The organism is Nocardia violaceofusca NBRC 14427 (genome assembly GCF_963869435.1).
In the GTDB taxonomy this organism is placed as follows: domain Bacteria; phylum Actinomycetota; class Actinomycetes; order Mycobacteriales; family Mycobacteriaceae; genus Nocardia; species Nocardia aobensis.
Window position 1 is genome coordinate 21,466 of sequence record NZ_CAWMPM010000001.1, and the last position, 17,607, is coordinate 39,072.

Sequence of the window (17,607 nt, forward strand, 5' to 3'; positions counted from 1 at the left end):
CGTGAAGGCTGGATTTCTGGTGAACGAGGTGAGCGAATGAGCGACCGCGCCGCGGTGATGGTGCTCGAGGACGGACGGGTGTTCCGGGGCCGGCGGTTCGGCGCCGAGGGCGAGACGCTGGGCGAGGCGGTGTTCTGCACCGCGATGACCGGCTATCAGGAAACCCTGACCGACCCCAGCTACCACCGCCAGATCGTGGTGGCCACCGCCCCGCAGATCGGCAACACCGGCTGGAACGACGAGGACGACGAGTCGAATCGCATCTGGGTGGCCGGGTACGCGGTCCGCGACCCCGCGAAGCGGGCCTCGAACTGGCGCGCGACCACGACCCTGCAGGACGAGCTGGAGCGTCAGCAGATCGTCGGCATCGCCGGGATCGACACCCGCGCGCTGGTGCGCCACCTGCGCACCCGCGGTTCGATGAAGGCGGGCATCTTCAGCGGTGACGCCGCCGCGGCCTCGACCGAGGAGTTGCTGAGCCGGGTCACCGGTCAGGCCTCGATGCTCGGCGCCGATCTGGCCGGGGAGGTCTCCACCGACGGCGTGTACACCATCGAGCCCGCCGGTGAGCACCGGTTCACCGTGGTCGCGGTCGATCTGGGTATCAAGACCAACACCCCGCGCATGTTCGCCGAGCGCGGCATCCGGGTGCACGTGGTGCCCTCCGGGGTCACGCTGGACCAGATCAAGGAGCTGAAGCCCGACGGCGTCTTCCTCTCCAACGGCCCCGGCGACCCGGCCACCCAGGACGATGCGGTCGAGCTGACCAAATCCGTTCTGGGCGAAGGACTTCCGCTGTTCGGAATCTGCTTCGGCAACCAGATCCTGGGCCGCGCGCTGGGCCTGAGCACCTACAAGATGAAGTTCGGCCACCGCGGCATCAACGTCCCGGTCATCGATCACACCACCGGCGCGGTCTCGATCACCGCGCAGAACCACGGCTTCGCGCTCGAAGGGGAGGCCGGGCAGCGCTTCGACACCCCGTTCGGGACCGCCGAGGTCAGCCACACCTGCGCCAACGACGGCACCGTCGAGGGGGTGCGCCTGGTGGACGGTCGCGCGTTCTCGGTGCAGTACCACCCGGAGGCCGCCGCGGGGCCGCACGATGCCGCCTACCTGTTCGACCGCTTCGCGGGTTTGATGGAGGAAGCCTGATGCCACGCCGCACCGACCTGAACCACATCCTGGTCATCGGCTCCGGGCCGATCGTCATCGGCCAGGCCTGCGAATTCGACTACTCCGGCACCCAGGCGTGCCGGGTGCTGCGGTCCGAGGGCCTGCGGGTGTCGCTGGTGAACTCCAACCCGGCGACGATCATGACCGACCCGGAATTCGCCGACTCCACCTACGTCGAGCCGATCACCGCGGAATTCGTCGAGAAGGTCATCGCCAAGGAGCGTCCCGACGCCATCCTCGCGACCCTGGGCGGTCAGACCGCGCTCAACACCGCGGTGGCGCTGCACGAGAACGGGGTGCTGGAGAAGTACAACGTCGAGCTGATCGGCGCCGACTTCGAGGCCATCCAGCGCGGTGAGGACCGCCAGAAGTTCAAGGACATCGTCGCCAAGGTCGGCGGCGAGTCGGCGCGCTCCAAGGTGTGCTACACCATGGACGAGGTGCGCGAAACCGTTGCGGAACTGGGCTTCCCGGTCGTCGTGCGGCCGTCGTTCACCATGGGCGGCCTGGGCTCGGGTATGGCCTACAACGACGAGGATCTCGACCGCATCGCCGGCGGCGGCCTGGCCGCCTCGCCCACCGCGAACGTCCTCATCGAGGAATCGATTCTCGGCTGGAAGGAATACGAACTCGAGCTGATGCGCGACGGCCGCGACAACGTGGTCATCGTCTGCTCGATCGAGAACGTGGACCCGATGGGCGTGCACACCGGCGACTCGGTGACCGTCGCCCCGGCCATGACCCTCACCGACCGCGAATATCAGAAGATGCGCGATCTCGGTATCGCGATTCTGCGCGAGGTCGGCGTCGACACCGGCGGTTGCAACATCCAGTTCGCGGTGGATCCGCGCGACGGGCGCCTGATCGTCATCGAGATGAATCCGCGCGTCTCGCGCTCGTCCGCGCTGGCGTCCAAGGCGACCGGTTTCCCGATCGCCAAGATCGCGGCGAAACTGGCCATCGGCTACACGCTCGACGAGATCGTCAACGACATCACCAAGGAAACCCCGGCCTGTTTCGAGCCCACGCTCGACTACGTGGTCGTGAAGGCGCCGCGGTTCGCCTTCGAGAAGTTCCCGGGCGCCGACCCGACGCTGACCACCACCATGAAGTCGGTCGGTGAGGCGATGAGCCTGGGCCGTAACTTCTCCGAGGCGCTCGGCAAGGTGCTGCGCTCGCTGGAGACCAAGGCGGCCGGGTTCTGGACCCAGCCCGACGGCCGCTGGACCGATGTCGCCGAGATCCTCGACGATCTGCGCGTGCCGACCGAGGGCCGGCTCTACCAGGTGGAGCGGGCGCTGCGGCTGGGCGCGAGCATCGAAGACGTCGCGCAGGCCTCGGGCATCGACCCGTGGTTCGTCGCCGAAATCGCCGGACTGGTCGAGCTGCGCGCCGAGATCGCCCAGGCGCCGGTGCTCGACGAGCCGCTGCTGCGCTACGCGAAGCACAACGGCCTGTCCGATCGCCAGATCTCCGCGCTGCGACCGGAACTGGCCGGTGAGAACGGAGTGCGGGAACTGCGTCACCGCCTCGGCATCCGGCCGGTCTACAAGACGGTCGACACCTGCGCCGCCGAATTCGAGGCCAAGACGCCGTACCACTACTCGAGCTACGAACTCGATCCGGCCGCCGAGACGGAGGTGGCGCCGCAGCTCGAACGGGAGAAGGTGATCATCCTCGGTTCCGGGCCCAACCGCATCGGCCAGGGCATCGAATTCGACTACTCCTGCGTGCATGCCGCGCAGACGCTGTCGCAGGCCGGGTATGAGACGGTCATGGTCAACTGCAACCCGGAGACCGTCTCCACCGACTACGACACCGCCGACCGCCTCTACTTCGAGCCGCTGACCTTCGAGGACGTGCTCGAGGTGTACCACTCCGAATCGGAGTCGGGCCGGGTCGCCGGGGTGATCGTGCAGCTCGGCGGGCAGACGCCGCTGGGTCTGGCGCAGCGGCTCACCGACGCCGGGGTGCCGGTGGTCGGCACCTCCGCGGCGGCGATCGACCTGGCCGAGGATCGCGGCGAGTTCGGCGACGTCCTGGTCGCCGCCGGTCTGCCCGCGCCGAAGTACGGCACCGCCACCACGTTCGAGCAGGCCAAGCAGATCGCGGCCGAGATCGGTTATCCGGTGCTGGTCCGCCCGTCGTACGTGCTGGGCGGGCGCGGTATGGAGATCGTCTACGACGAGAATTCGCTCGAGGGCTACATCTCCCGCGCGACCGAACTGAGCCCGGAACATCCGGTGTTGGTCGACCGCTTCCTGGAAGACGCCATCGAGATCGACGTCGACGCGCTCTGCGACGGCGAGGAGGTCTACCTCGGCGGCGTGATGGAGCACATCGAGGAGGCCGGTATCCACTCCGGCGACTCGGCGTGCGCGCTGCCGCCGATCACCCTGGGGCGCAGCGATATCGAGGCGGTCCGCCGCTCGACCGCCGCACTGGCCAAGGGCATCGGCGTCAAGGGCCTGCTCAATGTCCAGTACGCACTCAAGGACGACGTGCTCTACGTGCTCGAGGCCAATCCGCGCGCCAGCCGGACCGTGCCGTTCGTCTCCAAGGCGACCGGCGTGCAGCTGGCCAAGGCCGCCGCGCGGGTGATGCTGGGCACGACCATCGCCGAATTGCGCAAGGAGGGCATCCTGCCCGCCGAGGGCGATGGTGGTCACGCGCCGATGGATGCCCCGGTCGCGGTGAAGGAAGCGGTGCTGCCCTTCCACCGGTTCCGCCGTCCCGACGGCACCGGCATCGACTCGCTGCTGTCACCGGAGATGAAGTCCACCGGTGAGGTGATGGGTATCGACGCCGATTTCGGTACCGCCTTCGCCAAGAGCCAGTCCGCGGCCTACGGGTCACTGCCGGTCGCCGGCACGGTGTTCGTCTCGATCGCCAATCGCGACAAGCGGGCCATGGTGTTCCCGGTCAAGCGGCTGCACGATCTGGGCTTCCGGATCCTCGCCACCGAGGGCACCGCGGAGATGTTGCGGCGCAACGGGATTCCGTGTGAGCGGGTGCGCAAGCAGTCCGATCCGGTGCCCGCGTCCGGCAACGGCGAGCCGATCGAACCGTCGATCGTCGATCAGATCAAGGACGGTGAGATCGACATCGTGTTCAACACGCCTTACGGTAACTCCGGGCCCCGCGTGGACGGTTACGAGATTCGTACCGCCGCGGTGGGCGCCAACATTCCGTGCATCACGACGGTTCAGGGTGCGGCTGCAGCCGTACAGGGCATCGAAGCAACCATCAACGGCGGTATCGGGGTGCGCTCGCTGCAGGAGCTGCACGCCGTATTGCGCGGCTAAGAGGAGAGATAACGGTGGGAGCCATCGGTTTCGGCGCGGGAGTGCGGCCCCCGGGGGCCGGTCGGGCGACGACTCGGCGAATTCGGGGATTCGGCGCGGCGGAGGCGGCGCCGCCGGGAGGCGGTGACATCCGCCGGATGCGCAACGTCGGCGGCTACAGCACGGTCGGTTTCCGGGCGATCCCGCCGATCGGGCGCAAGCCGGCGCCCGACGCCGACGCCGAGGCGGACGCGCTCACCGACGCGGTGCTGGCCCGCGCGGACGAGGTTCTCGCCCAGGCCGACGAACTGCTCGCCTACGGCGGTGAGGACGCCTACGCCGATTCCGGGGCCGCCGGTGCGCAGACACCGACCGCTCATGCCGGGGACGAGCTGGCGGGCGCCGGGGCGAGCCGGTGACGCCGTTCGGCCTGCGGCTGGCCGACGCGATGGGCCGGCTGGGCCCGCTGTGCGCCGGTATCGATCCCCATCCGCAGTTGCTGCGTGCCTGGGGACTCGGCGAGGACGTCGAGGGCCTGAAACGGTTCTCCGACATCTGCGTCGAGGTCTTCGCGGGCCGGGTGGCGCTGGTGAAACCCCAGGTGGCGTTCTTCGAGGAGTATGGCTCCGGCGGGATCGTGGTGCTCGAGGACACCATCGCCGCGCTGCGCGAGGCGGGCACGCTGGTGCTGGCCGACGCCAAGCGCGGCGATATCGGCTCGACCATGGCCGCCTATGCGCGGGCCTGGCTGGGCGACGGTCCGCTGGCCAGTGATGCGGTGACGGTATCGCCGTACCTGGGCTTCGGTGCGCTCTCACCCGCGCTGGACGCCGCCCGGTCGGCCGGGCGCGGGGTCTTCGTCCTGGCGGCCACCTCGAATCCGGAGGCCGCCCAGGTGCAGCGCGTCAGCGCGGCCGACGGTCGCAGTGTCGCGCAGATCATGATCGACGAGGCGGCCGGCTGCAACGCCGGGGAAGAATTCGGATCGGTCGGCGTCGTGGTCGGCGCGACCCTCACCGAGCCGGTCGACGTGAGCAAGCTCAACGGTCCCGTGCTGATGCCCGGCGTCGGCGCCCAGGGCGGGGGAGCGGAGTCGATCCGCGCGCTGATCCCGTCCGACCGGTTCGCGGCCGTGGTCCCGAACGTCTCCCGGGAATTGCTCGGCGCCGGGCCGTCGGTCGCGGCGATGCGCACCAAGATGCACAAGCTCGCCGACGAATTCGCCTTCCTGCAGTCCTGATCCGTTCCGCCCGGGTTCGACGCGAGCCGTCGCGCACCCGGGCGCAACGCATCCGCGACTCGCCGCCGTGCCGGGGGACGAATTACCCCTTCGAAAGGCGACCGGTCTGTTTGCGTTTGCGGCTCGTTCGCGCGCGTACGTGCCCGTTCCCGGGTGGAAGTTACACATACGTGTTTTTCCGGCTCAGCGGCCCTTCCGGAGTGTCTTACGGCCCTGTTCCGCGTGTCGCCGACCGGTGCCGAGCGCGTCTCCGCTGCCGCGCCACACCGCGACACGCTGGGGCAAAAATCCGCGACACGCGGAGAATTTTCAGAAAGTTCCAGGTCGCGCGATTACGGGTCGGTTACGGCCGCGTCCAACCGGCCTCGAATCCACCGGCGAACCCGTCGAAAGCAAGATAACCCCAGGTCATCGGCATGTTGACGAAATACTGCGGACCGTCGCCGCGACCGGGCGCATTCGGTCGCGTGACCTGCCCGGTAACGGGCCCGATACCGCGAATCGGGCGCTGACCTGGGGGGTGGGTTCGCAATCGGAGCGCCGCGTGGGTACGGTCGCTGAGACCACCGGGTTACCGGAGGTAGATCTAGCAATGAACGATGAGACGGAGGAACCGTGGCCCTTCCCCAGCTGACTGACGAGCAGCGCGCCGCTGCTTTGGAGAAGGCGGCTGCCGCTCGCCGCGCTCGGGCAGAGCTCAAGGAGCGCTTGAAGCGTGGCGGCACTGACCTGAAGACGGTCCTGAAGGACGCCGAGACCGACGAGGTCCTCGGCAAGATGAAGGTATCCGCGCTGCTGGAGGCCCTGCCCAAGGTCGGCAAGGTCAAGGCGGCCGAGATCATGAGCGAGCTGGAGATCGCGCCGACCCGCCGCCTGCGGGGCCTGGGCGACCGGCAGCGCAAGGCGCTGCTGGCGAAGTTCGACTTCGAAGCCTGATCCGAGGGTGGTCGAACACACACAGAAGGGTCGGCTGGTAGTACTGGTCGGCCCCTCGGCCGTCGGCAAGTCCACCGTGGTCCGTTGCGTCCGGGAACGGCTGCCGGAACTGGTGTTCAGTGTGTCGGCCACCACCCGGGCCCCCCGGCCCGGAGAGGTCGACGGCCGCGACTACCGGTTCGTGACCCGTGCCGACTTCGACACCATGATCGAAGAAGGCGAACTACTCGAATGGGCCGACATTCACGGCGGCCTGCAACGGTCGGGTACCCCGGCCGCCCCGGTGAAGGCGGCCCTGGCCGCCGGGAAACCGGTCCTGGTGGAGGTGGACCTCGCCGGCGCCCGCTCGGTCCGAGCGGCGATGCCCGAGGCGCTGCTGGTCTTTCTGGCCCCGCCCAGCTGGGAGGAACTCGTGGCCCGGCTGACCGGCCGCGGTACCGAATCACCCGAGGTGATCGAGCGCCGGCTCGCCACCGCGAAGACCGAACTCGCCGCCTGTGACGAGTTCGACATCGTGATCGTGAACGACGACGTGACCACGGCCTGTGAGCAGTTGGTATCGTTGTTCGTTAGCACAAATTCGAGATGACCGCGGGCGATCCGCGAACTCGTCTCGACCGCAACTCCCCATCGACCCGCAGGAGCCTCCCTAGTGAGCGACACCAAGACCGTGCCCGCCTACGACACCCCGGTCGGCCTCACCAACCCGCCGATCGACGAGTTGCTCGAGCGCACGTCGTCCAAGTACGCGCTGGTCATCTACGCGGCCAAGCGGGCGCGTCAGATCAACGACTACTACAACCAGCTCGGTGACGGCATCCTCGAGTACGTGGGTCCGCTGGTGGAGCCGGGCCTGCAGGAGAAGCCGCTCTCGGTCGCCATGCGCGAGATCCACTCCGACCTGCTCGAACACACCGAGGGCGAGTGACCCTGCGGTCGTAACCCGCTGTCTCTCCACCGGACCGAAGAGGCTTGATTCAGATGCGAATCGTTGTCGGCGTGGGCGGCGGGATCGCCGCCTACAAGGCGTGCTCGCTGGTGCGCAAGTTCACCGAGACCGGGCACGACGTCCGAGTCATTCCCACCGAGTCCGCACTGCAGTTCGTCGGTAAGGCCACCTTCGAGGCACTGTCGGGCAATCCGGTGCACACCGGGGTTTTCGCGGATGTGCCCGAGGTGCCGCATGTGCGCATCGGCCAGGAGGCCGATCTGGTGGTGATCGCCCCGGCCACCGCCGATCTGATGGCGCGCGCCGCCTCCGGCCGCGCCGACGATCTGCTCACCGCCACCCTGCTCACCGCCCGATGTCCGGTGGTCTTCGCTCCCGCGATGCACACCGAGATGTGGGAGCATCCGGCCACGATCGCGAACGTCGCCACGCTGCGCGCCCACGGCTCGACCGTGATGGAACCGGCCTCCGGGCGGCTCACCGGCGCCGATACCGGCCCGGGCCGGCTGCCCGAACCGGAAGAGATCTTCGCGCTGGCCTCGCTGCTGCTCGAGCGCTCCGACGCGCTACCGCGCGATCTGGAGGGGCGCCGCGTCGTCGTCTCCGCGGGGGGGACCCGCGAACCGCTCGATCCGGTCCGGTTCCTCGGCAATCGCAGCTCCGGGAAGCAGGGCTATGCCATGGCCCGGGTAGCCGCTCAGCGGGGCGCCCAGGTCACCCTGATCGCCGGCAACACCATCGGCCTGGAGCCGCCCGCCGCGGTCGAGGTCGTGCACGTGACGACCGCCGAGCAGATGGGCACCGCCGTCGACAAGCACTCCGTGGGCGCGGACGCGGTCATCATGGCCGCCGCGGTCGCCGATTTCCGGCCGGTCAACGTGGCCGCCGCGAAAATCAAAAAGGGTGCGCACGAACCGAATTCGATCGAGCTGACCAAGAATCGCGACATTCTGGCCGGACTGGTGCAGGCGCGGCGCGACGGGCAGCTCGGCGGCCTGGCGATCGTCGGTTTCGCCGCCGAAACCGGCGACGAACACGGCGATGTGCTGACCCACGCGCGGGCGAAACTGGCTCGCAAGGGGTGTGACCTGTTGGTGGTCAATGCCGTCGGCGAGGGTAAGGCGTTCGAGGTCGACAACAACGACGGCTGGCTGCTCGGCGCCGACGGCACCGAACAGTCGCTCGATCACGGCTCCAAGGCGCTGCTCGCCAGCCGGGTACTCGATGCGCTGGGCCCGCTCTTGCGTTGAGCCGCAAGCTGTTCGACCGCGCCGCCGCCGTGGCGACGCGGTCGGGATACCCGCGGCGGCCGATGCGAGGGCCCGGACGCCGCCGCTTCGCCCGGCCGTGGCAAGTTTGGAATAGTCTGAGGTAAAGGGTTGTGCGGTGACGCGAGGCCGCTACTGTCGCATCCCGACATGAGAAACCCGTTGAGGGAGAGGGAACAACTGTGCGCACGTCCGGTAGCCGGCTATTCACGAGTGAGTCCGTCACAGAGGGTCACCCGGACAAGATCTGTGACGCGATCAGCGATTCCATCCTCGACGCGCTGCTCACCGAGGACCCGCACAGCCGGGTGGCGGTCGAAACCCTGGTAACCACCGGTCAGGTCCATGTCGCCGGTGAGGTCACCACCGAGGCCTATGCCGATATTCCGACCATCGTGCGCGAGAAGGTGCTCGAGATCGGCTACGACTCGTCGGCGAAGGGCTTCGACGGCGCCTCCTGCGGCGTGAACGTCGCCATCGGCGCGCAGTCGCCCGATATCGCGCAGGGTGTCGACCACTCGCACGAGGCGCGCGTCGGCGGGTCCGACGACGAGATCGAACGCCAGGGCGCCGGTGACCAGGGCCTGATGTTCGGATACGCCACCAAGGAGACCCCCGAGCTGATGCCGCTGCCGATCGCGCTGGCGCACCGGCTCTCGCGGCGGCTGACCGAGGTCCGCAAGTCCGGTGTGCTGCCCTACCTGCGCCCGGACGGCAAAACCCAGGTCACCATCGAATACGAGGGCGATCGTCCGGTCCGGCTGGACACGGTGGTGCTCTCGACCCAGCATGCGGCCGATATCGACCTGGACAACCTGCTGGCGCCCGATATCCGCGAGAAGGTCGTCGACGCGGTCCTGGCCGATCTGGAACTGCCCAACCCGCTCGACACCTCCGATATCCGGCTGCTGGTCAACCCCACCGGCAAGTTCGTCCTCGGCGGTCCGATGGGCGATGCCGGCCTGACCGGCCGCAAGATCATCGTCGACACCTACGGCGGTATGGCCCGTCACGGCGGTGGCGCCTTCTCCGGTAAGGATCCGTCGAAGGTGGACCGCTCGGCCGCCTACGCCATGCGCTGGGTGGCCAAGAACGTGGTCGCCGCCGGACTCTCCGACCGCGTCGAGGTCCAGGTGGCCTACGCGATCGGCAAGGCCGCCCCGGTGGGCCTGTTCGTCGAGACCTTCGGCACCGAGCAGGTCGATCCGTCGCAGATCTCGAAGGCGATCGGCGAGGTCTTCGACCTGCGCCCGGGTGCGATCATCCGCGACCTGGACCTGCTGCGGCCGATCTACGCGCCGACCGCCGCCTACGGTCACTTCGGCCGCACCGATATCGACCTGCCGTGGGAGCGCACCGACCGCGCCGACAAGCTGCGCGCGGCCGCCGGTCTCTGATCGGGTCCGCGCCTGCCGTGGCGGAAGCGGTAGAACCGACGGCGCCCTCCGTTCCGACGGAGGGCGCCGTTTGCGTGCCGTCCACCGATGAGGCGGCCGATCCGGAAGCCGGGGACGAGAACGGCTCCGCGGCGGCCCGCGGCGCGGTGTCGACGTCCGATGTCGAGAAGGCTCGCGACATTCCGCTCGACAAGCCGATCGCGCGGGTGCTGCCGTTGCTCGAACCCGCCCATCTGGACCGCGATTTCGATTATTCGGTGCCGCGGGAGATGGACGAGCTCGCCCAGCCGGGGGTGCGCGTGCGGGTGCGCTTCTCCGGCCGCCTGGTCGACGGCTACATTCTCGAACGGCTCACGCGCACAGAGCATTCCGGCAAGATTCAGCCGTTGCAGCGGGTGGTGTCGGGTGAGCGCGTGCTGACGCCGGAGATCGTTCGCCTCGTCTCCGCGGTGGCCGCGCGGTACGCCGGAACCCGCGCCGACGTGTTGCGGCTGGCGATTCCGCCGCGGCATGCGCGCACCGAAGCGGCCGAACCGAAACCGGTTGAGCTGCCGGAGATTCCAGCCGACTTCCCGGGCTGGTCGCGTTATGTGCACGGCGACTCCTATCTGACCGCGCTGCGGCGCGGAAGCGGACCTCGCGCGGCCTGGCAGGCGATGCCGGGGGAGCAGTGGCCGCGCCGGCTCGCGGAACTTGCCGCCACGACGGTCGCCGGAGGCCGCAGTGCGATCATCATGGTTCCGGACCAGCGCGACCTCGACCGGGTCGTGGCGGAATGTGCTGCGTTGGTGGGTGATTCGGTTGCCGGATTGTCGGCCGGGCTGGGGCCCGCCGCTCGGTACAGGCGCTGGCTCGCGGTGTTGCGCGGCGCGGCCCGGATCGTGGTCGGAACCCGCAGTGCGGTCTTCGCACCGGCTCACGACCTGGGTCTGCTGGTCGTATGGGACGACGGCGACGACACCTACGCCGAACCGCGCGCACCCTATCCGCACGCCCGTGAGGTGGCGATGCTGCGGGCGCACGAAACCGGCGCGGCATTCCTGGTCGGTGGCTTCGCGCGGACCGTCGAGGCGCAGGCCATCGTCGAATCCGGATGGGCGCACAATCTGATCGCCGACCGGAAGACGTTGCGCGCCAACACACCTCGAATCCATGCGCCGGGTGACAGCGACATCGCCCTGGAGCGCGACCCGATGGCGCGGGCTATCCGCATCCCGGGCACCGCCTTCGCCGCGGCGCGCCGGGCCTTGGCCGCCGGTGACCCGGTGCTCGTGCAGGTGCCCCGACGCGGATACGTCCCGGCCCTGGCCTGCGCGAAATGCCGCACCCCGGCCCGCTGCCGGCACTGCAACGGCCCGCTGTCGTTGCCGGAGAGCGGAACCTGGGGCAGGCGAGACGCCCGGCCCAACAATAGATCCCGAGGCGACGCTTCCCGGGGTACGGCGCGGTCGGCAGGTGATGCGCCCGCCGCCGGCCGGGTCGGCCAGACGCTCGCCGGTGATCATCGCGTGGGACATGCCGGCGCACAGCGTCCGGACCTCTCCCGCCCGGACACGGCCCCGGACGAGCGCCGGCCATCGGTAGTTCCGTTGGGCAGCAAGGGTTCCGGGGATCTCGCTCAGAGCCCGAGCTGTCGCTGGTGCGGCAAGGTGGAACCGGCCTTCCGGTGTGGCACGTGCGGTTCACGGGCGCTGCGGGCGGTGGTGATCGGCGCCCAGCGCACCGCGGAGGAACTGGGCCGTGCCTTTCCCGGTGTGCCGATCCGCGGTTCGGGGGGTACCGCGGTGCTCGATGCGGTGCCGGACGGCCCGCAGGTGGTGGTGGCGACCATCGGTGCGGAGCCCCCGGTGCCGGGCGGCTACGCGGTGGCGCTGCTGCTCGACGGCTGGGCGCTGCTCGGCCGAGCGGACCTGCGGGCCGCCGAGGATGCGCTGCGGCGCTGGATGTCCGCGGCCGCCCTGGTCCGCCCCACCGGCGAAGTGCTCGTGATGGCCGAACCGGCGTTGCCGACCGTGCAGGCGCTGGTGCGCTGGGATCCGATCGGCCACGCCCGCCACGAACTGGCCGCTCGCAGCGAGGTCCGCTTCCCGCCCGCGGTGCGCTTGGCCGCGGTGGACGGTACGACCGCCACCATCGGTGAGCTCCTCGGTGAGACGGCACTTCCCGACAGCGTCGAAGTGCTCGGCCCGGTGCCACTGCCGCCCGGCGCCCGGACGCCGTTCTCCGGCGACGCCGCGCCCGCCGAGGTCGAACGGATGATTCTCCGGGTCGACCGGCGGGCGGGCTCGGCGCTGTCGCGCGCACTGGCCGCCGCCCTCGCGGTGCGCAGCAGTCATCGCTCGGACGGTCCGTTGCGGGTGCAGATCGATCCGGTCGACATCGGCTGACGCGCAAGCGAATTCGTCGTGCCGGGCCAGGCCGCGGTGATGTTCAACGGAACATGTCGATATTACGCCGCGCCCACGCCGAGAAGGGCCGCGGTGCCCGGCCGAGGACCGCCTCGACATCGCCGCTGACCCGCAGTTCCTCGGCGGTCGGCGCACCGATGATCGCCAAGGTGGTGTCGGCGGCGTCGGCGGGCATCACGGTGAGCAACTGCGCGTACGCCTGCTCGGCCGTCTGCTCGACGAAACGCACCGGCTCGCCGAGGGTTTCGGCCAGGTCACGCACCCGGTCACGCGGTGATTCGGGCGCGGGGCCGGTCAACACGTAGGTCCGGCCGGCGTGACCGGGTTCGCGCAGGGCGGCGGCGGCCACGGCGGCGATATCGTCGGGGTCCACGAAGGGGATCGCGACATCACCGAACGGGGCGGTGACCGTTCGCTGCGTGCGCACGGCGTCCGCCCACATCGCGACGTTCGATTGAAAACCGCTCGGCCGCAATATGGTCCATTCCAGCCCCGAGTTCTGGACGGCAATCTCGACCTGCTTTCCGAACTGTCCGTGCGAGGCGCTGTCGGGCCGGGTAACGACCCCCTGGGACGACAACAGGACGATGCGCCGCACTCCCGCGTCCCGTGCCGCGGCCAGCACGCCCGGCACATCTGCCGCCAGCGATCCCGGCGCGAGCAGCAGGAACAGCTGTTCCGCGCCGTCGAGGGCTGCCGTGACCTCGCCCGTATTCGTCAGATCGGCCGCGATGTGCCGCACGCCGTGGGGGAGGTCGTCGGGACGGCGGCGGGATACTGCGGTCACCTTCTCACCGGCTTCGGCGAGCATCCGCACCAACGGCCGTCCGACGTTGCCGGTCGCTCCGGTTACCACGATCATCTTCACTCCTAAGTTAGTTGACTGACTAATATGACCGTACGGCATCGTCGGCGAGGTGTCTATAGTTAGTTGTATGACTAACTCAGTCGACAGCAAGCGGGCCGGCGGTAAGCGCGAACGGCTCGCCGCCGCGGCCGCCGAGGTCTTCCATCGGCAAGGAGTGGAGAAGACGACGATCGCCGACATCGCCCGGGCCGCCGAGGTGCCGGTCGGCAACGTGTACTACTACTTCAAGACCAAGGATCAGCTGATCCAGGCGGCCATCGGCGCTCACGCCCACACTCTGGACGGCTTCCTCGCCGAACTCGACCGGCAACCCCGGCCGGTCGATCGGGTGCGGGCGCTGATCCGGTCCTGGGTCGATCAGCGCGATCTCGCGGCCCGATACGGTTGCCCGTCCGGAACCCTGGCCACCGAACTCGACAAACGCTCCGACGGAATGGAGCAGCAGCTCGCCGAGGTGATGGGCGTTCTGCTGGCCTGGGTGCAGCGGCAATTCGAGGAGATGGGCCGCCCCGACGCGCGCGAACTTGCCGTCGCGCTGATTGCCTCTTACCAGGGAATTTCCTTGCTCACCAACACCTTTCGCGACCCGGAACTGATGCGAACGGAAGGCGACCGGCTGGAACGCTGGATCGATTCGCTCGCGGCCTGAACCGCGGCTCCTGCTGTGGCGCGTTCCATACTTGTCAAAGATGCATTGCCGATATATCGTTGATTGCGTCAACGTAAGACAATGCCCGAGGAGGCAATCATGGAACGCATGGAGAACATGGACAGGTTCGGTCGCGGCCGCCGTCGCGGACCCCGGCCGGACCCACAGGAACGCGGCGGACACGAACAGTTCCGTCGCCACCCGCGCGGACACGGCTTCGGACCCTTCGGCCCGGATTTCGGGCCCGGATTCGGTCCGGGCGGTCATGTCGGCCGCGGGCGCGGTCGCGGCGGGCGCGGACGGCGCGGAGATGTCCGCGCGGCGATCCTGCTGCTCGTGCAGGAACGGCCGATGCACGGCTACGAGCTGATCCAGCAGATCCGCGAACGTAGCGACGACATCTGGCGGCCCAGCCCCGGTTCGATCTACCCGGCGCTGTCCCAGCTCGAGGACGAGGGCCTGGTGATCATCGAGAAGGTGGCCGGTCGCAAAACCGCGAAACTGACCGACGCGGGCGCCGAGTACGTCACCGAACATCGCGACGAACTGGGCGATCCCTGGCAGGACGTCCGCGAGGGTGTCGGCGATCAGGCGCTGGACCTGCGCGAACTGGTCGGCCAGCTGATGGGTGCGGTCGGGCAGGTCGCCCGCGCCGGCACGCCCGAACAGGCCGGTAAGGCCGCCGAGGTCCTCACTGAGGCCCGGCGTTCGATCTACCGGATCCTCGCCGACGACGACACCACCGCGGCCGAGTGAGGCCGATCCGGTGGCCCGTCACACGTACCGGTCCACGCGGCGCAGAATCGAAGGATGGGACGAGGTCGGAACCGCCGAGACGGGGGCCTCGCGTGGCGTAGGGCACTCGCGACGGTGGCGGCGTGCGGGGCGGCGTTCGGCGGCAGCGCGAACGCCTCGGCCGAACCGCCCCCGGCCTCGCCGCCGGACACTCGCCCGGCGGTGGTCCCCACCGACTGGGGGCCACCGCAGGGCGACCATCTCGCCGCCTCGCGCTATCTGAAAGCGCACCCCGGCACCACGCCGTGGGGCACCAACGATTTCACCTGCCGGCCGAGCGCGCGGCATCCGCGCCCGATCATCCTGGCCCACGGGACCGACGCCACCGCCTACACCGACTGGGGCGGCATCGGCCCGCAGCTCGTCGCCGCGGGCTTCTGCGTTTTCGCCCCGAACTACGGCGGCAAACCGGATGCCACGAGCTACGGCACCGAGGATCTGTGGGCGTCCTCGCGACAGTTCGGCGACTTCGTCGACCGCGTCCTGACCGCCACCGGCGCCGGCAAGGTGGACCTGGTCGGATTTTCCCAGGGCGCCAACATCACTCGCTACTACATCGACAAACTCGGTGGCGCTCCCCACGTCGATCAGTGGATCGGACTCGCCTCGCCCAGCTACGGCGCCCAGATGTACGGGCTGGTTCCGCTCGCCGACGCCGTGCCCGGACTCTGGAACGTCTATCAGCAGGTCACGTCGCTGGCCGCTGTGCAGCAGGCGCAGGGTTCGCCGTTCGTACGCGAACTCGACGCCGGCGGCGACACCGTGCCCGGTGTGCTATACACCACCGTCGGCAGCCGCGTCGACGAGATCATCCAGCCCGCTACCAACATCGCCCTGACCGGCCCGGGCGCGCGCAACATCGTGTTGCAGGATCTGTGCCCCATCGATCTGACCGGGCATTTCCACATGGTGTACGACCCGTACGTGCAGCAGCTGCTGCTCACCCTGCTCGACCCCGAGCACGCGCCGCTGCCGCAGTGCGCCTACGTGCCGCTGGGCACCGAAATCGGTGAGGTGATCCTGGGCGCGCATTCCTGACGAAACGGATTTCCGGCCGCCCGTAAACTGGGGCGACCGCAATGTCGTCTCGCCCGGGAGTGTGCCTGTGACAATCCAGCCCGTTCGCCTGTTCGGCGATCCCGTCCTGCGCGCCCGCGCGGACGAGGTCGACGCCTTCGACAGGGACCTCGAGCAGCTGGTCACCGACCTCACCGACACCATGCACGCCAGCGGCGGCGTCGGCATGGCCGCGCCGCAGATCGGTGTCGGCATGCGGGTGTTCGTCTACGACACCGGTGATGCCGCCGGGCACGTCGTGAATCCGGTGTTCGAAGTCCTCGGCACCGACGAGCAGACCGGCCCGGAGGGTTGCCTGTCGATTCCGGGGCTGCGCTACGACGTGACCCGGGCCCACCGCGTGGTCGCACGCGGAGTCGATATGCACGGTGAGCCGGTGAAATTCGAGGCCGAGGGGCTGCTGTCCCGCTGCGTGCAGCACGAAACCGATCATCTCGACGGCGTGCTGTATCTGCAGCGGCTGGAACCGGCCACCCGCAAGCAGGCCATGCGCGCGGTACGGGAGTCGGAGTGGTTCGTCGCCGGTAAGACGGTGATGTCGGCGGCCGAGGTCGCCGGCAGCCGCCCCGAGTCCGGGCGGGGCGAGTAGATGCGCCTGGTCTTCGCGGGGACTCCCGAACCGGCCGTGCCGTCCCTGCGGCGGCTGCTGGAATCCGAGCGCCACGAGGTGGTGGCGGTGGTCACTCGGCCGGATGCGGTGGCCGGTCGCGGTCGCAAGGTGACACGCTCGCCGATCGGGCGGCTGGCCGACGAATACGGCATTCCGGTGCTGACCCCGCGCAAACCCTCGGAGCCGGAATTCGTTGCGGCACTGACGGATTTGAAACCCGACTGCTGTCCGGTGGTGGCCTATGGCGCGCTGCTGCCGCGGGTGGTGCTCGACATCCCGCCCCACGGCTGGGTCAACCTGCACTTCTCGCTGCTGCCCGCCTGGCGGGGCGCGGCACCGGTGCAGGCGGCGGTCCTGGCCGGCGATGAGATCACCGGCGCCTCGACCTTCCGCATCGAGGAAGGTCTGGACACGGGGCCGGTCTACGGCGTGGTCACCGAACGCATCGGCATCACCGATACCGCGGGCGCCCTGCTGGAGCGGTTGTCGGTCTCCGGTGCGCAACTGCTCGAATCCACCCTCGACGGAATCGAGGACGGCACCGTCCAGGCCGTGCCGCAATCCGGTGAGGGTGTCTCCTATGCGCCCAAGGTGGAGGCAGACGAGGGGCACATCCGCTGGGATCAACCGGCGCTGGCGGTCGGCCGCCGGATTCGCGCCGTCACTCCCGCGCCGGGCGCATGGACCGAAATCGACGGTAAGCGACTGAAACTCGGCCCGGTCGAACTGGTCGAGGACCAACTGCCCGAGCGGGTGATCGAGGTCCGGAAGTCCGGTGTCTACATCGGCACCGCCACCACCGCCGTGCGCTTGGACCAGGTGCAGCCCCAGGGCAAACGGATGATGCCGGCTCTGGACTGGGCCCGCGGCGCACGCCTGGAGCCCGGCGCGGTGGTCGAGTGACCGGCCCACGCGCAGAAGACGACCGGGACCGTGACGGGCGGCGAGCC

Annotated in this window: 16 protein-coding genes; 15 read left to right on the forward strand and 1 reads right to left on the reverse strand. The window is 69.3% G+C overall.

Features of this window, described 5'->3' with window-relative positions; translation table 11 throughout:
- Positions 1 to 36: 36 nt before the first annotated feature.
- The 10 genes from carA to AC5592_RS00170 all read left to right on the forward strand — a co-directional run bounded on the left by carA (position 37) and on the right by AC5592_RS00170 (position 12,637).
- Entirely contained in the window at positions 37 to 1,155 is a 1,119-nt protein-coding gene (gene carA, locus AC5592_RS00125; protein ID WP_036502643.1) for a glutamine-hydrolyzing carbamoyl-phosphate synthase small subunit, read from the forward strand.
- Positions 1,155 to 4,481: a carbamoyl-phosphate synthase large subunit gene (carB, locus tag AC5592_RS00130; RefSeq protein ID WP_036502642.1), complete on the forward strand. Its 3,327-nt coding sequence runs from the start codon at positions 1,155 to 1,157 to the stop codon at positions 4,479 to 4,481. Before carA ends, carB begins: the two co-directional genes overlap by 1 nt.
- Positions 4,482 to 4,495: 14 nt before the next feature.
- Positions 4,496 to 4,879 (forward strand): hypothetical protein, encoded by a 384-nt coding sequence (locus tag AC5592_RS00135; RefSeq protein WP_036502640.1) that lies wholly within the window; start codon positions 4,496 to 4,498, stop codon positions 4,877 to 4,879.
- Positions 4,876 to 5,700, forward strand: coding sequence for an orotidine-5'-phosphate decarboxylase (gene pyrF / locus AC5592_RS00140; RefSeq protein ID WP_036502638.1), 825 nt, complete (start codon positions 4,876 to 4,878; stop codon positions 5,698 to 5,700). The genes AC5592_RS00135 and pyrF overlap by 4 nt, the downstream gene beginning before the upstream one ends.
- 615 nt (positions 5,701 to 6,315) lie before the next feature.
- Entirely contained in the window at positions 6,316 to 6,636 is a 321-nt protein-coding gene (gene mihF / locus AC5592_RS00145) for an integration host factor, actinobacterial type (protein ID WP_030513994.1), read from the forward strand.
- 7 nt (positions 6,637 to 6,643) lie between these two features.
- On the forward strand, positions 6,644 to 7,225 hold the full coding sequence (gene gmk, locus AC5592_RS00150; RefSeq protein WP_039779181.1) for a guanylate kinase: 582 nt from the start codon (positions 6,644 to 6,646) through the stop codon (positions 7,223 to 7,225).
- A 63-nt stretch (positions 7,226 to 7,288) separates the two neighbouring features.
- Entirely contained in the window at positions 7,289 to 7,564 is a 276-nt protein-coding gene (rpoZ, locus tag AC5592_RS00155) for a DNA-directed RNA polymerase subunit omega (protein WP_025350704.1), read from the forward strand.
- Between the two features lie 53 nt (positions 7,565 to 7,617).
- Positions 7,618 to 8,835 (forward strand): bifunctional phosphopantothenoylcysteine decarboxylase/phosphopantothenate--cysteine ligase CoaBC, encoded by a 1,218-nt coding sequence (coaBC, locus tag AC5592_RS00160; protein WP_063063006.1) that lies wholly within the window; start codon positions 7,618 to 7,620, stop codon positions 8,833 to 8,835.
- Positions 8,836 to 9,035: 200 nt separating this feature from the next.
- The gene (metK, locus tag AC5592_RS00165) at positions 9,036 to 10,250 is read left to right on the forward strand and encodes a methionine adenosyltransferase (protein WP_036502629.1); all 1,215 of its coding nucleotides are present in this window, start codon (positions 9,036 to 9,038) and stop codon (positions 10,248 to 10,250) included.
- 179 nt (positions 10,251 to 10,429) lie between these two features.
- A complete protein-coding gene (locus AC5592_RS00170; RefSeq protein WP_232329151.1) occupies positions 10,430 to 12,637 on the forward strand; it encodes a primosomal protein N' in 2,208 nt (735 codons plus the stop codon).
- Positions 12,638 to 12,680: 43 nt separating this feature from the next.
- On the opposite strand, the gene AC5592_RS00175 is transcribed toward AC5592_RS00170, so the two are convergent.
- On the reverse strand, positions 12,681 to 13,520 hold the full coding sequence (locus AC5592_RS00175; RefSeq protein WP_036502717.1) for an NAD(P)H-binding protein: 840 nt from the start codon (positions 13,518 to 13,520) through the stop codon (positions 12,681 to 12,683).
- A 73-nt stretch (positions 13,521 to 13,593) separates the two neighbouring features.
- Here AC5592_RS00175 and AC5592_RS00180 point away from each other — a divergent pair, with 73 nt between their 5' ends.
- The 5 genes from AC5592_RS00180 to fmt all read left to right on the forward strand — a co-directional run bounded on the left by AC5592_RS00180 (position 13,594) and on the right by fmt (position 17,560).
- Positions 13,594 to 14,175: a TetR/AcrR family transcriptional regulator gene (locus AC5592_RS00180; protein WP_036502626.1), complete on the forward strand. Its 582-nt coding sequence runs from the start codon at positions 13,594 to 13,596 to the stop codon at positions 14,173 to 14,175.
- A 99-nt stretch (positions 14,176 to 14,274) separates the two neighbouring features.
- Positions 14,275 to 14,931, forward strand: a complete 657-nt coding sequence (locus AC5592_RS00185; RefSeq protein WP_369817501.1) for a PadR family transcriptional regulator — start codon at positions 14,275 to 14,277, stop codon at positions 14,929 to 14,931.
- A 54-nt stretch (positions 14,932 to 14,985) separates the two neighbouring features.
- Entirely contained in the window at positions 14,986 to 16,008 is a 1,023-nt protein-coding gene (locus AC5592_RS00190) for an esterase/lipase family protein (RefSeq protein ID WP_084506242.1), read from the forward strand.
- Between the two features lie 67 nt (positions 16,009 to 16,075).
- Complete coding sequence (def, locus tag AC5592_RS00195) at positions 16,076 to 16,636, forward strand: peptide deformylase (protein ID WP_063063008.1); 561 nt, start codon at positions 16,076 to 16,078, stop codon at positions 16,634 to 16,636.
- Complete coding sequence (fmt, locus tag AC5592_RS00200; protein ID WP_036502619.1) at positions 16,637 to 17,560, forward strand: methionyl-tRNA formyltransferase; 924 nt, start codon at positions 16,637 to 16,639, stop codon at positions 17,558 to 17,560. It begins immediately after the preceding gene.
- Positions 17,561 to 17,607: the final 47 nt, after the last annotated feature.